Source organism: Phenylobacterium terrae, from assembly GCF_042681205.1.
Classification (GTDB): Bacteria; Pseudomonadota; Alphaproteobacteria; order Caulobacterales; family Caulobacteraceae; genus Phenylobacterium; species Phenylobacterium terrae.
In genome coordinates, this window is record NZ_JBHUEY010000001.1 from 1969002 (window position 1) to 1982178 (window position 13177).

The window sequence follows — 13177 nt, forward strand, 5'->3', positions numbered from 1 at the left end:
TGGGTGAGGGGGGCCTCGCCGCATCCACCGGCGTCTGGAGCGGCCCTGCGCCCTCCCTCACCCAACCCTCTCCCTCCCGACGGGAGGGAGAGGTCTAGAGCCTTACCGCCCCTGGAAGTTCCCCACGCGCCGCTCGTTCACCGAGCGCACGCCTTCGGCGAAATCCTCGGTCTTGCGCAGCCAGGCCTGCTCCACGAACTCGCGGTTGGTGGCCTCGCGCACGGCCCTGGAGAGCTCGCCGCGGAGGGTTTTGCGGGTGGCGACGACGGCGAGGGGGGCGTTCTCAGCGATCTCGCGGGCCAGGGCGAAGGCCGAGTCGCGCAGTTCGCCCAGGTTCACGACCTGGTCCACTAGGCCCCAGGCCAGCGCCTCGTCCGGCTTCACCCGCCGGCTGGTCAGGAACATCAGGCTGGCGCGGTTGGCCCCGATCAGGCGCGGCAGGGTGTGGGTGAGGCCGAAGCCCGGGTGGAAGCCCAGCCGGGTGAAGTTGGCCGCAAACCGCGCCTCGTGGGCGGCGACGCGGAAGTCGCCCACCAGCGCCAGGCCCAGCCCCGCGCCGACCGCCGCCCCCTGCACGGCGATGACGATCGGCTTCTCGATCGCATAGAGCCGCACCGCCTCGTCGTAGAGCGGGTTGCCCGTCTCGTTCTCGATGCCGTGGTCGCCGTCGCGGGCGACGAGATCGGCGCCGGCGCAGAACGCCTTGCCCTCGGTGCGCAGGACGCTGGCCCGGCAGCCGGGCTCCTTGTCCAGGTCCTCCAGGGCGTCCGCCAGCTCGTGCATCAGGGTGACCGAGACGTGGTTGTTGGGCGGGCGGTCGATGACCACCTCCGCGATGTGGCCGGGGTGCAGGGTCACCGTGATGTTGTCGCCGTACTTGTCCTTCATCGCCGGGTCCCCAGAAGGTTGCGCCCCACCACCCATTTGTGGACCTCGGTGGGGCCGTCGTAGATGCGCATGGTGCGCAGCTTGGTGCTCATCAGCTGCAGCGGCAGCTCCTTGGTCATGCCCATCGCGCCGAACATCTGCATGGCGTGGTCGACCACCTCGTAGGCCATCTCGGTGGCGAAGGCCTTGATCATCGAGATCTCGTTACGCACGTCCTGGCCGCGGTCGAGCTTCCATGCGCAGTGGTAGGTCATCAGCCGGGCGGCGTGGATCTGGGTCGCCGCGTCCGACACCCACCACTGGATCGCCTGCCGCTCGGATAGGGGCACGCCGAAGGTTTTCCGCTGCGGCGCGTACTCGATCATCATGTCGAGCGCCCGCTGGGCCATGCCGATGGACCAGCTCGCCATCTCGATCCGCCGGGTGCCGAGGCGGATCTGCATCGGCGCAAAGCCGGCGCCCTCCTGGCCCAGCAGCTTCCAGCCCTCGACCCGGCAGTCCTCCAGCGCCACCTCGTAGGTCGCCGCCCCGCCGATCATCGGGATGCGCCGCAGCACCTTGAAGCCCGGGTTGTCGCGGTCGACCAGGAAGGCGGAGATCTCCGGCCGGGCGCCCTCCCTCTTGTTGGTGATGGCCATCAGGATGGTGAAGTCGGCCTCCTCGGCGCGGCTGATCCAGATCTTGCGGCCGTTGATCACCCAGTCGTCGCCGTCGCGCACCGCCCGGGTGCTCATGCTCATGGGATCGCCCCCGGCCCCCGGCTCGGAGATGCCGATGGCCGAGATGGTCTCACCGCGGACGTAAGGGGCGAGATAGGCCTCCCGCTGCCGCTCGGTGACGGTGGCCATCATCATCCGAAGGTTCGGGCTGTCCGGCGGCAGGGTGTAGGGGGTGACCGACTTCCCCAGCTCCTCGTTGACGCCGACCATGGCGACGGCCGGCAGGTCGGATCCGCCGATGTCCTGGGGCGCGTCGAGGCCCCAGAGTCCGAGCTCCCGGGAGACCTCGTCCAGCCGTTTGCGCTCGGCTTCGCCCAGGCCCAGGCCGCCGCCGGCCGCTTCGCGCTCCAGGACCTTGGGCTCGAGCGGCAACAGCTCGTCGCGGACGAACCGCGCCACCAAGTCCTTGAGCATCCGGTGTTCTTCGGAAAGTTCGAAGTCCAAGGGGCACCCTCCGTTTGCGGCTTGAGCCGGTCTTTGCGGCATCGTAGCCATGACGAGCGCCGGCGCCAGACCGGCCGGTACAATGGGAGGGAGTTAGTGGTCGCAAAGAAGGAATTGGCCGAGGAGGCCACAGGCCCGCTACGGGGCGTTCGCATCCTGGACATGACCAGCGTCGTGTTCGGGGCCTATGCGACCCAGATCCTGGCCGACCAGGGCGCCGAGGTGATCAAGCTGGAAGATCCGGGCTCCTCGCGTGGCGACGGCGGCGACATCATGCGCTGGGCCGGCCACGTGCCGGGGGACGCCCCGCGCGACATGGGCCCCATCTTCCTGACCATCAACCGCAACAAGCGCTCGGTCTTCCTGGACCTGCGCGATCCCAAGGCGGTGGAGAAGATCAAGCGGCTGGTGAGGAGCTGCGACGTGATCGCCGCCTCGGTCCGTTACAAGGGGCTGCAGCGGCTCGGGCTCGACTACGACAGCGTCCGGCAGATCAAGCCGGACATCGTCTACGTCCATGCCGCCGGCTACGGCTCGGACGGGCCCTACGCCGGCGAGCCGGCCTACGACGACCTGATCCAGGCGGCGTCCGGCCTCGGCGACCTCCTGAGCCGCACCGACGGCAACCCCGAGCCGCGCATCCTGCCGACCCTGGTGGCCGACAAGGCCTCGGGCCTGTTCATGGCCCAGGCGGTCACCGCGGCCCTGTTCCACAAGCAGCGCACCGGCGAGGGCCAGTTCGTCGAGGTGCCGATGCTGGAGTGCATGACCAGCTTCACCCTCGTCGAGCACTACTACGACCAGGTGTTCGAGCCGCCGATCGGCCAATGGGGCTACACCCGGGTGGTCAATCCGAACCGCCGCCCGTTCAAGACCAAGGACGGCTACATCGGGCTTCTTCCGTATACCGACGCGCAGTGGGACCAGTTCTTCGAGATCGCCGGTTGGGGCGAGACCGTCGCCAAGGACCCCCGCTTCGCGGACTGGGCGACGCGGGCCCGTCACACGCGCGAGCTATACGCCCTGGTCGAGACGGTGACGGTCGAGCGGACCACCGAGGAGTGGCTGGCGATGCTCAAGCCGCTCAGCATCCCGGTCCGCAAGCTGAACCGGCTCGATGATCTTGAAGACGACCCGCACCTGAAGGCGGTCGACTTCTTCCAGCAGTACCTCCACCCGGAGGTCGGCTACTACAAGCAGATGAAGCCGCCGGTGAAGTTCTCGAAGACCCCGTCGAACATCCGCCGGCATCCGCCCAGGCTCGGCGAGCACACCGCCGAGGTCCTGGCGGAGATCGAGGCGGAGCTGCCCGCGGCCGAGTGATGCGCATCGCGGTGGTGGGCACGTCCGGCTCGGGCAAGTCGACGCTGGCCGAGCGGCTGGCCGGCGCCCTGGACGTGCCCTTCATCGAGCTGGACGCGATCAACTGGCAGCCGGGGTGGGTGGGGCTGAACGCCACCGACGTGCCCGAGTTCAAGCGCCGCGTGGACGCCGCCATCGCGGCCGACGCCTGGGTGCTGGCCGGCAACTACGGGGCGGTGCGCGACGCCGTCTGGAGCCGCGCCACCGACCTCGTCTGGCTCGATCTTCCGCGCGGGGTGGTCATGCGCCGGGTGATCCGCCGCTCGATCGTCCGCGCGCTGGACGGCAAGGAGCTCTGGCCCGGCACCGGCAACCGCGAGAACTGGCGCATGTGGCTCAGCCCGGAGCACCCCATCCGCTGGGCCTGGTCGACGTATCACCGCCGCAAGCGCGAGTACGCGCAGCGCATCTCCGATCCGAAGTGGTCGCACCTGACGGTGCATCGCCTGACGCGGCCGGCTCAGGCGGAGGCGTTGGTCAGGGAACTGGCGAGTAGCGCCCCCTCCGTCTCGGCGCCGACGCGCCGAGCCACCTCCCCCGTACGCTGACGCTACGGGGGAGGAGCGAGGACGTTCAGATCCTCCCCCGCGCAGCGGGGGAGGGGGACCGCCGAAGGCGGTGGAGGGGGCGCTCGCCCCCTAGACCGGCCGGAACACCGGCACCGGCGGGCCGCCGTCGGTGTCCTGGAACTTCACCTTCACCCGCATGCCGATCTTCAGGTCGTCGGGGCCGACGTCCACGAAGTTGGTCAGCACCGCCGGGCCCTCGTCGAGGGTGACGTAGCCGATGGCGTAGGGGCCGGTCGGCGAGCGGCGCATCACCGAGTAGGTGTAGATGACGCCTTCGCCCGGGCTCTCGACCCACTCGGTCTTGTCCGAGAAGCAGAAGGGGCAGAGCGCCCGCGGATACCAGTGGGCCTGGTTGCACTCGGCGCACTTCTTCAGCAGGAAGCGGCCTTCCTTGGCCGCGTCCCAGAAGGGCTTGCTCTCGATGGTCACCGCCGGGGCGGGGATCTTGCGGCCCAGCGTGGCCGGGCGCTCTTTGGTGGTCGCGTCGGTCATTCCTAGGCCTCCCGTTCCATGATGACAGTCCCCGAGCCGTGGCGGGTGCCGAGCGAGCCGCCGGTGCCGTGGGCGATGGCCAGGTCGCAGTTGGGCACCTGGACCTTCGGATGGGCCTCGCCGCGCAGCTGGCGGACCGCCTCGATGACCTTGGTGATCCCGCCCCGGTTGGTGGGGTGGTTGTTGCACAGGCCGCCGCCGTCGGTGTTGAACGGCAGCTTGCCGACGCCCGAGATCAGGTTGCCGTCGGCGACGAACTTGCCGCCCTGGCCCTTTTCGCAGAAGCCCAGGTCCTCGAGCTGCATCAGCACGGTTATGGTGAAGCTGTCGTAGATCGAGGCGTACTTGATGTCGGACGGCTTCACGCCGGCCTCTTCGAAGGCGATGGGCCCCGACCAGACCGCGCCGGAGTGGGTCAGGTCCAGGTCGCGCCCGCCCTTCGGGCCCTTCGGCGCCTCGCCGGCGCCGATCACCTTCACCTTCGGGCGGTTCAGGCTCTTGGCGATTTCCGGGGTGGTCATGATCAGCGCGCCGCCGCCGTCGGAGACGACGCAGCAGTCCAGCCGGTGCAGCGGGTCGGCGATCATCGGCGAGTTCAGCACGTCCTCGACGGTGACCACGTCACGCAGCATGGCGTGCTCGTTCCACTGGGCGTGGTGCGAGGCGGCGACCTTGATCCAGGCCAGCTGCTCGCTGGTGGTGCCGTACTCGTACATGTGGCGCATGGCGCACATGCCGTAGGTGTTGTGCGTCGAGCCGCCGTAGATGTTCTCGAAGCCGTTCTCGGGCGGGCCGTCGGTCAGGCCGCCGCCGCCGCCGCCGCCGCCCCAGCGGCCGCCTTGCGCCTGCCGCGGCCGGCCGGCCAGGGTGATCAGCGCCACCTTGCACTTGCCCTCGGCGATCGCCTGGGCCGCGTGGTTGACGTGGATCAGGTAGGACGAGCCGCCGGTCTCGGTGGAGTCCATGTGCCGCACGTTCTTCAGGCCCATGTAGTCGATCATCGACATGCCGCCGAAGCCGGGCGCATCGCCCGCGCAGAAGTAGCCGTCGATGTCGTCCTTGGTGAGGCCCGCGTCCTCCAGCGCGCCCTTGGCGCATTCGGCGTGGAGCTGCGGCGTGGAATGGTTGGGGGCGTCCCGTAGGGGATGCTCGAAGGCCCCCATAATGTAGGCCTTGCCCTTTATGCTCATGAAATCCCTTCCCTGAATTATCGACGGCTTTGAATGGCGTACGGCTTAGCCCGTGGGGGGCGGAAGTAAAGTCAGTCTTTCCCTCCCCTCAGGGGAGGGTGGCCCCGAAGGGGCCGGGTGGGGGAGTGGAGCGCCGGCGAGGCGCCTGCCGACCACAGCTCCTGCAATCCATGACTCCCCCACCCGTCCGCTTCGCTGCGCTTGCGTCCACCCTCCCCTGAAGGGGAGGGAAGATCACGCGGCCTCCGTCTTCTTGATGCGTGCATCGCGCAGGGCGGTGCGGCGCACCTTGCCGGCGTCGTCGCGCAGGGGCTCGTCGGTGAACTCGTACGAGCGCGGCTGCTTGTAGGTGACCAGCCGGTCCTTCAGGTGGGCGCGGAGCGCTTCCTCGGTGACCTCGGGCCGGGCGTGGACGATGGCGTGGACGGTGTTGCCGAGGTCGTCGTTCGGCAGGCCGATCACCGCGCAGCCCAGCACCCCGGGGAATTCCTCCAGCGCCGCCTCGACCTCGGCCGGATAGACGTTGGAGCCGCCCACCAGGATCATGTCGGTGCGCCGGTCGGCGAGATAGAGGTAGCCGTCCTCATCGAACCAGCCGATGTCGCCCAGGCTCTCCCAGCCGCCGGGCAGCGTCTTGGCCGTGGCCCCGACGTACTTGTACGACGGCGGCGCGCCTTCCGGCCGGCGCATGTAGATCTCGCCGATCTCGCGCGGCGGCAACGGATTGCCGGCCTCGTCGAAGGCCTTCATCTCGCCCATCCGCACCTTGCCGACGCTGCCGCGGTGCTCGAGCCACTCGGCGCCGGAGATCACCGTCGAGGCCTGGGCCTCGGTGCCGGCGTAGAGCTCCATCACCACCTCCGGGCCGACCCAGCGAATGAAGGCCTCCTTCAGCCAGGCCGGGCAGGGGGCGGCCAGGTGCCAGAGGGTCTTGAGCGAGGAGATGTCGTGCCTGCGGCGGACCTCCTCCGGCAGCTGCCAGATGCGGTTCATCATGGTCGGCACGAGGTAGACCCAGGTCGCCTTCCGCGTTTCGATCTCGGCCAGCGTTGCCTCGGGATCGAACCGCTCCATCAACACCAGATGCGCGCCCATGTTGATGGCGCTGATCATCATGCCGAAGCCGGCGTTGTGATAGAGCGGCGCGGGCAACAGGGCGATGGACTCGCGGGTCAGCTGCCAGCCGCCGACCTCGGGGCTCACCTTGGCCGCGACGCCCGGCTGGCCGGCCAGGATCAGCTTGGGCCGGCCGGTGGAGCCGCCGGACGTCGGCGCCTTCAGGCAGGGCGCGGTCTCGTCCGGCACGTCGCTGTCATCGTCGGACCTGGCGGCGATGTCGGCCACCGTGACCATCGGCCGGTCCAGCTCGAAGCCGAACTCGCCGATCACGATGGGGCTCTTGGCCAGCTCGACGATGGCCTGCAGCTCGGCCTTGGGGGAGCGGAAGGAGACCGGCTGCGGCGTCGCGCCGACCTTCCAGATCGCCCAGCTGGCCTCCACGAACCCGATGCTGTTGCGAAGGCCCAGGGTGACCAGGTCGCCGTGCTTGACCCCCAGCGCCTTCAGGCCCCGCGCCAGGCGGTTGGTCCGCCGGTGCAGCTCGGCGTAGGTGAGGCTGGCGCTCCCGCAGCTCACCGCCGGCTTGTCGGGCTGTTCCAGGGCGGTCTGCTTCAACTTCGCGCCGAGCGAAATCATCTCTTCGGACATCAATCGTTCCCGTCCCAATGCCGCGGTGGTCCCGCGAACGCATGAATCTGCACTAGAGGCCCGCAATGGATCGGGCCGGCGCTACCTTACCCTGGGGGAGGGCGCCTGCCGCAAGCGCCGTTTGGCCTTCCGGCCCGCCTTCGCTAAGAGGGCCGCGACGTCAGCCCGCGGAGTTTCCATGTCGCTTCAGGACCTTCTCGCCCAGGACTTCGGCACGCTTCCGGACGTGATCCGGGAACAGGCCAAGGAGCGCGCCGGCCACCCGGCCCTGGTGCAGACCGGCCGCCAGCTGAGCTACGCCGAGCTCGATCCCCTGATGGACCGCATCGCCGCGGCCCTGCAGCGGGACGGGGTGAGGAACGGCGACGTCGCCGCGGTCTGCGCCACCACCTCCATCGAATACGGCGCGGTCTACCTCGGAACCCTGCGGGCCGGGGCCGCGGTCGCGCCGCTCGCCCCGTCCTCCACGCCCGAGAGCCTGGCGATGATGCTGACGGACTGCGGGGCCAAGGTCTTCTTCCTCGACGAGGGCGTGGCCAAGCTGTTGGAGCCGGTGGCGGACAAGATCACGGTCAAGCGCGTGGCCCTCGACGGCTCCTCGGCCGGCCAGCCGTTCGCCGAGTGGCTGGCGCCGGAGGGCGCGAAACCGGAGCCGGTGGAGATCCAGCCGGACCAGGGCTTCAACATCATCTACTCGTCGGGCACCACCGGCGCGCCCAAGGGGATCATCCAGCCGCACCGGATGCGTTGGAGCCAGATCCGCCGCGGCCACTACAATGCGGAGTCGGTGACGATGATCTCGACGCCGCTCTACTCCAACACGACGCTGGTCAGCTTCCTGCCCACGGTGGCCCAGGGCGGCACAGCCGTGCTGATGCCCAAGTTCGACGCCGACGAGTTCCTGAAGCTCTCGGAGAAGCACCGGGCGACCCACGCCATGCTGGTGCCGGTGCAGTACCGCCGGCTGATGGCCCACCCGGACTTCGACAAGTACGACCTGTCGAGCTACCGGCTGAAGTTCGCCACCAGCGCCCCGTTCAGCGCCAAACTGAAGGCCGAGGTGCTGCGCCGCTGGCCGGGCGGGCTGATCGAGTTCTACGGCATGACGGAGGGCGGCGGGTCCTGCATGCTGGCGGCCCACGAGTTCCCCAACAAGCTGCACACCGTGGGACGGCCGCTGCCGGGCCACGACATCCGGCTGATCGGCGAGGACGGCAAGGAGGTCCCGCAAGGGGAGATCGGCGAGGTCGTCGGCCGCTCGCCGGCGATGATGGTCGGCTACCACAACCAGCCTGAGAAGACGAAGGAGACGGAGTGGTTCAGCCCCGAGGGGCTCCGCTACATCCGCACGGGCGACGTGGGCCGCTTCGACGAGGACGGCTTCCTGACCCTCATGGACCGCAAGAAGGACATGATCATCTCCGGCGGCTTCAACATCTACCCGTCCGACCTGGAGGCCGAGCTGGCCCAGCATCCGGCGGTGCTGGAGAGCGCGGTGGTCGGCGTGGCCTCCGAGCGCTGGGGCGAGACGCCGGTGGCCTTCGTGGCGCTGAAACCGGGCCAGGAGGTGGCGGCGAAGGACCTGCTGGAATGGGTCAACGGCCGGCTCGGCAAGACCCAGCGGCTGGCCGACCTGAAGATCGTCGAGAGCCTGCCGCGCAGCCACATCGGCAAGGTGATGAAGCGCGAGCTGCGCGACGAGTACCAGGCCAAGGCGGGCGCGCAGTGAAGGCCGTCGCCGATCTCTGCGACGAGCACGAGGGCGCCATCGAGGTCTGCGTGGCGCCGTTCCGCGACTTCGGCGGCCGGGCCGCCTTCTTCGGCCCGATCCGCACCGTCCGCTGCCACGAGGACAACTCCAAGGTGCGGGAGGTGCTGTCCGAGCCGGGCCTGGGGCAGGTGCTGGTGATCGACGGGGGCGGGTCCATGCACTGCGCCCTGGTGGGCGACGCCATCGCCGCCGACGCGGCCGCCAACGGCTGGGCCGGCGTGGTCGTCAACGGCTGCGTCCGCGACGCCTCCGTGCTCGCCGGCATCGAGCTGGGGGTCAAGGCGCTGGGCTCCAATCCGAAGCGCAGCATCAAGCGCGGCGAGGGCGTGATCGACACGCCGGTGGCCTTCGGCGGCGTGGTGTTCGTGCCGGGCGACATGCTCTACGCCGATGCCGACGGAGTCGCCGTGCTGCCGGCCGACTAAGCCTAAAGCAACACCGGTGAATGTTGTCGCTGATCTGGAGATTATCTCCGCGTTTACCCTAACGAACTCTGAGGTGAAGGAGGTATCAACTCCTTCCACTTTTTGAGTATTTGCCCGAGCCCATGACTAACGGAGTGCACAAAGAGTCGCAGGCGTCCGCGATTCTTTAGACGTTCCTTAAGCTCGTCTGGTCCACAAACGCGCCATGGGCAGGGGAGACCCTTTGGATGGCGCATGAGGCGCGCACTTCCAGCTCGGCCGGGATGACCCTTCTGGCGCCGCTGCTCGGCGCCAGCGTCCTGGCCATCGTCGCCCTGTTCGGGGCGACGATGGTGCTCGGGCTGGCCGTGAACCACGCCGCCGACCGCCGCGAACAGCGGCTGGTCGAGACGGCCGTACGCGCGGCGCCGCCCCAGGCGGTTCAGCCGGCGCTGAAGGACGCCCGCCTGGCCGACCGGCCGGAGCCGGGGCGGCTGGCCGCGGCCATCGCGCCGGGCGAATACCTCACCTGGCGCTCCTCCACCCTGGGTTACGACGTCCTCGCCCGCATGGCGCCGCTGGTCGCCGGCATCGCCGGCTTCCTGGCCGGCTGGGGCTACTGGATGTACCGCCGCACCCGCCGCGTCGCCGAGGAACTGGTGGCCAGCGAGGCCCAGGCCCAGCATCTGTCGCTGCACGATCCGATGACCGGCCTGGCCAACCGGGCGCTGTTCCACGACCGCCTGTCGATGGCCATGAACAACCTGGCCCGCTCCGGCGGGGTGGTGGCGGTGTTCTGCATCGACCTCGACCGCTTCAAGCAGGTCAACGACACCCTGGGCCACCAGGCGGGCGACGAGTTCATCCGCGAGGCCGCCCAGCGGCTGGCCGCCTGCTGCCGCAAGACCGACACCGTCGCCCGGCTGGGCGGCGACGAGTTCGCCATCGTCGCGCCCAGCGCCGAGGGCCGAGAAGGCGTTCAGATCCTCGCCGACCGCATCGTCCACGCGCTCTCCGGCCGGCTCGAGCTGGCCGGGGGCCAGGCCGTGCTGTCCTGCTCGGTGGGCGTCTCCATCGTCGACGACGACTTCACCGATTCCGACGAGGCCATCCGCCAGGCCGACCTGGCCCTCTATCGGGCCAAGGAGGAGGGCCGCGGCCGCTACACCATCTACGGCGAGGAGATGGACGAGAAGGCGCGGCTGCGTCAGCAGATGGAGGTCGAGCTGCGTGAGGCGCTGTCCGACGAGCTGCTGCAGGTCCACTATCAGCCCAGGTTCGCCGCCGACGGCCGCCTGGAAAGCGTCGAGGCCCTGGCCCGCTGGAACCACCCGCGGCGCGGCATGGTCTCGCCGGCGGTGTTCATCCCGCTGGCCGAGGAGAGCGGCCTGATCCACGAGATCGGCGAGTTCATCATGCGCGAGGCCTGCCGCACGGCCGCCCGGCGCTGGCCCGAGCTGATCCTGTCGGTCAACGTCTCCCCGGTGGAGCTGTCGCGCCCGGACTTCCTGGAGCGCACCTGCGCCATCATGGCCGAGGCCGGCATCGACCCGCACAAGGTGGAGATCGAGATCACCGAAGGCGCCCTGCTGCAGGACGACGAGAAGACCCAGAGCCTCCTGCGCACCCTGCGCGAGCTCGGCTTCACCCTGGCCCTCGACGATTTCGGCACCGGCTATTCGTCGCTGAGCTACCTGCACCTCTATCCGGTGGACCGGATCAAGATCGACCGCTCCTTCGTCTCCAACCTGGGCAACGCCGAGGTGGAGAAACTGGTCCGGGCGATGATCCAGCTCGCCCAGGCCCTCGACCTGGAGGTCACCGCCGAAGGGGTCGAGACCGCCGACCAGCACGCCGCCCTGGTCAGCGCCGGCTGCAACCAGCTGCAAGGCTACTTCCTCGGCCGCCCCGGCGAGCCCGAGGACATCGACGCCCTGCTCAAGACCCGCCGCAAGACCTCCGCGGCGGCCTAGATCCCTTCCCTCCCCTTCAGGGGAGGGCCGAGTCGGCGCAGCCGACCGGGGTGGGGAAGGGACGCGCCGCCCAGACGCTGGTCCACCACCGCCTCGCAGGTCCCGGACTCCCCCACCCGTCCCGTCGCTGCGCTCCGGGCCACCCTCCCCTGAAGGGGAGGGAAGCCGTTAACCCTGCGACTCTCCAGAACACTTGCGCGGGGCGGGCCTCATGGCTAGGTTCCGCGCCTTCGCTCAGCGGCCGCCCTCGCGCGGCCTCGCAGACGCCCTGAGGAGAGGTGGCTGAGTGGTTGAAAGCACCGCACTCGAAATGCGGCATACGGGTAACCGTATCGAGGGTTCGAATCCCTCCCTCTCCGCCATTCCGCACCGGATGATCTCGTGAAACCGGCGGGCGACGCCTCTGCGCCGCCCGCACGCCGCGCCTAGCGGAGCCCGAAGAGGTAGTCGAAGAGGTTGGGCGCTTCGCCGTAGCCGTAGCCGTAGCTGGAGGCGTTGAGCGAGGCGCGGAAGTTGGCCTGCAGGCGGTCGAAGCGCATGTCGAGGTCGGCGCGTTCCGCGCGGGTCAGGCCGTCCTGGCGATAGCGCTGCTCCAGCCGGGCGATGGCGTCGAACTCCATCCGCAGGTTCATCGCCTGGCGGGAGTTGAGGCGCCGGTCGGCCACCGCCCGGTTCAGCCGTTGCTCGAACTGGGCCTGGCGCTGGTTGAGGTTCTCCCAGCGGGCCTGCCCGTCGCGGCGCTCGTCCCGAATGCGGGCCGACAGCTGGTCGAAGCGCCGGTCGAGGTCGGCGCGCTCGGCCTGGGTCAGGCCGTTCCGGCGATAGCGCTGCTCGAGCCGCACGATCTCCTGGAACTCGGCCCGAAGCCGGGCCGCCTCGGCGGCGGTCAGCTGGCCGTTGCGCACGCCGACATCGATGCGACGGTCGAGCTGGGCCTGGCGCTGGTTGATGTTCTGCCACGCGCCCGAGCCCGGGCGCTCGGCCTGCCAGTCCTGCCGCTCGTCGCGGATGCGGGCCGAGAGCTGGTCGAAGCGCCGGTCGAGGTCGGCCCGCTCGGCGGCGCTCAGGCCGTTCTGGCGGTAGCGCCGCTCCAGCTGGGCGATCTCCTGGAACTCGGCGCGCAGCCGGGCGGCCTCGGCCTGCGTCAGCTGACCGTTGCGCAGCCCGACGTCGATGCGCTGGTCGAGCTGGGCCTGGCGCTGGTTGATGTTCTGCCATGCGCCCGAGCCCGGGCGTTCGGCCTGCCAGTCCTGCCGCTCGTCGCGGATGCGGGCCGACAGCACATCGAAGCGCCGGTCGAGGTCGGCGCGCTCGGCGGAGCTCAGGCCGCCCTCGCGATAGCGGCGCTCCAGCCGCGCGATGTCCTGGAACTCCTCGCGCAGGCGGGCGGCCTCGGCGTCGGTGAGCTGGCCGCTGCGGACGCCGGCGTCGATACGCTGGTCGAGCTGGGCCTGACGTTGGTTGACCCCCCAGTCCTGGGCGCTGGCGACCGCCGGAACGCCGGCGGCGAGGGTGGTGGCCGCAAGCAGCGCCATCATCGTGCGGTTCATGGTCATGGTCCTTTGCAGGTCTGCGTTCCCGGAGCGGGTGCTTGCCGGGGCCGTGCTTTGTCTTCTGACGTCTGCCCACTGAAACGCGCCTGAACCGGTTTGTTGCAC

11 protein-coding genes and 1 tRNA gene are annotated in these 13177 nt (G+C 69.7%); 6 read left to right on the forward strand and 6 right to left on the reverse strand.

All coding sequences use genetic code 11. The annotated features are described in order from the left end of the window. Positions 1-102: 102 nt before the first annotated feature. Both ACFSC0_RS09905 and ACFSC0_RS09910 read right to left on the reverse strand, forming a co-directional pair. Positions 103-888, reverse strand: coding sequence for an enoyl-CoA hydratase/isomerase family protein (locus ACFSC0_RS09905; protein ID WP_377283101.1), 786 nt, complete (start codon positions 886-888; stop codon positions 103-105). Then, positions 885-2051 carry an acyl-CoA dehydrogenase family protein gene (locus ACFSC0_RS09910; RefSeq protein WP_377283100.1) on the reverse strand — a complete coding sequence of 389 codons (1167 nt, stop codon included), beginning with the start codon at positions 2049-2051 and terminating at the stop codon, positions 885-887. The genes ACFSC0_RS09905 and ACFSC0_RS09910 overlap by 4 nt, the downstream gene beginning before the upstream one ends. A gap of 96 nt (positions 2052-2147) precedes the next feature. Between ACFSC0_RS09910 and ACFSC0_RS09915 the strand changes: the two genes are divergently transcribed. Next, positions 2148-3374 (forward strand): CaiB/BaiF CoA transferase family protein, encoded by a 1227-nt coding sequence (locus ACFSC0_RS09915; RefSeq protein WP_377283099.1) that lies wholly within the window; start codon positions 2148-2150, stop codon positions 3372-3374. Next, positions 3374-3961, forward strand: coding sequence for an AAA family ATPase (locus tag ACFSC0_RS09920; protein ID WP_377355178.1), 588 nt, complete (start codon positions 3374-3376; stop codon positions 3959-3961). Before ACFSC0_RS09915 ends, ACFSC0_RS09920 begins: the two co-directional genes overlap by 1 nt. A 90-nt stretch (positions 3962-4051) precedes the next feature. On the opposite strand, the gene ACFSC0_RS09925 is transcribed toward ACFSC0_RS09920, so the two are convergent. The 3 genes from ACFSC0_RS09925 to ACFSC0_RS09935 form a co-directional block, all read right to left on the reverse strand. Then, complete coding sequence (locus tag ACFSC0_RS09925) at positions 4052-4474, reverse strand: Zn-ribbon domain-containing OB-fold protein (protein ID WP_377283098.1); 423 nt, start codon at positions 4472-4474, stop codon at positions 4052-4054. A gap of 2 nt (positions 4475-4476) precedes the next feature. After that, positions 4477-5664, reverse strand: a complete 1188-nt coding sequence (locus tag ACFSC0_RS09930; RefSeq protein ID WP_377283097.1) for a thiolase domain-containing protein — start codon at positions 5662-5664, stop codon at positions 4477-4479. Positions 5665-5898: 234 nt separating this feature from the next. Next, positions 5899-7371 (reverse strand): AMP-binding protein, encoded by a 1473-nt coding sequence (locus ACFSC0_RS09935; RefSeq protein ID WP_377283096.1) that lies wholly within the window; start codon positions 7369-7371, stop codon positions 5899-5901. 178 nt (positions 7372-7549) lie between these two features. Here ACFSC0_RS09935 and ACFSC0_RS09940 point away from each other — a divergent pair, with 178 nt between their 5' ends. The 4 genes from ACFSC0_RS09940 to ACFSC0_RS09955 all read left to right on the forward strand — a co-directional run bounded on the left by ACFSC0_RS09940 (position 7550) and on the right by ACFSC0_RS09955 (position 11881). Beyond that, positions 7550-9100 carry a class I adenylate-forming enzyme family protein gene (locus ACFSC0_RS09940; protein ID WP_377283095.1) on the forward strand — a complete coding sequence of 517 codons (1551 nt, stop codon included), beginning with the start codon at positions 7550-7552 and terminating at the stop codon, positions 9098-9100. After that, positions 9097-9567, forward strand: a complete 471-nt coding sequence (rraA, locus tag ACFSC0_RS09945) for a ribonuclease E activity regulator RraA (protein ID WP_377283094.1) — start codon at positions 9097-9099, stop codon at positions 9565-9567. Before ACFSC0_RS09940 ends, rraA begins: the two co-directional genes overlap by 4 nt. Before the next feature lie 263 nt (positions 9568-9830). Beyond that, positions 9831-11519 carry a putative bifunctional diguanylate cyclase/phosphodiesterase gene (locus ACFSC0_RS09950; protein ID WP_377355140.1) on the forward strand — a complete coding sequence of 563 codons (1689 nt, stop codon included), beginning with the start codon at positions 9831-9833 and terminating at the stop codon, positions 11517-11519. 272 nt (positions 11520-11791) lie between these two features. After that, positions 11792-11881: transfer RNA gene (locus tag ACFSC0_RS09955), tRNA-Ser, on the forward strand. A gap of 63 nt (positions 11882-11944) precedes the next feature. Here ACFSC0_RS09955 and ACFSC0_RS09960 read toward each other — a convergent pair. Next, positions 11945-13069 (reverse strand): coiled-coil domain-containing protein, encoded by a 1125-nt coding sequence (locus tag ACFSC0_RS09960; protein WP_377283092.1) that lies wholly within the window; start codon positions 13067-13069, stop codon positions 11945-11947. Positions 13070-13177 lie beyond the last annotated feature (108 nt).

Excerpts from the sequence above, each read along its gene's own strand:
- ACFSC0_RS09905 (WP_377283101.1), bottom strand. The coding sequence starts at position 888 with ATGAAGGACAAGTACGGCGACAACATCACGGTGACCCTGCACCCCGGC.
- ACFSC0_RS09920 (WP_377355178.1), top strand. The coding sequence starts at position 3,374 with ATGCGCATCGCGGTGGTGGGCACGTCCGGCTCGGGCAAGTCGACGCTG.
- ACFSC0_RS09925 (WP_377283098.1), bottom strand. The coding sequence starts at position 4,474 with ATGACCGACGCGACCACCAAAGAGCGCCCGGCCACGCTGGGCCGCAAG.
- ACFSC0_RS09930 (WP_377283097.1), bottom strand. The coding sequence starts at position 5,664 with ATGAGCATAAAGGGCAAGGCCTACATTATGGGGGCCTTCGAGCATCCC.
- ACFSC0_RS09935 (WP_377283096.1), bottom strand. The coding sequence starts at position 7,371 with ATGTCCGAAGAGATGATTTCGCTCGGCGCGAAGTTGAAGCAGACCGCC.
- ACFSC0_RS09940 (WP_377283095.1), top strand. The coding sequence starts at position 7,550 with ATGTCGCTTCAGGACCTTCTCGCCCAGGACTTCGGCACGCTTCCGGAC.
- ACFSC0_RS09950 (WP_377355140.1), top strand. The coding sequence starts at position 9,831 with ATGACCCTTCTGGCGCCGCTGCTCGGCGCCAGCGTCCTGGCCATCGTC.
- ACFSC0_RS09960 (WP_377283092.1), bottom strand. The coding sequence starts at position 13,069 with ATGAACCGCACGATGATGGCGCTGCTTGCGGCCACCACCCTCGCCGCC.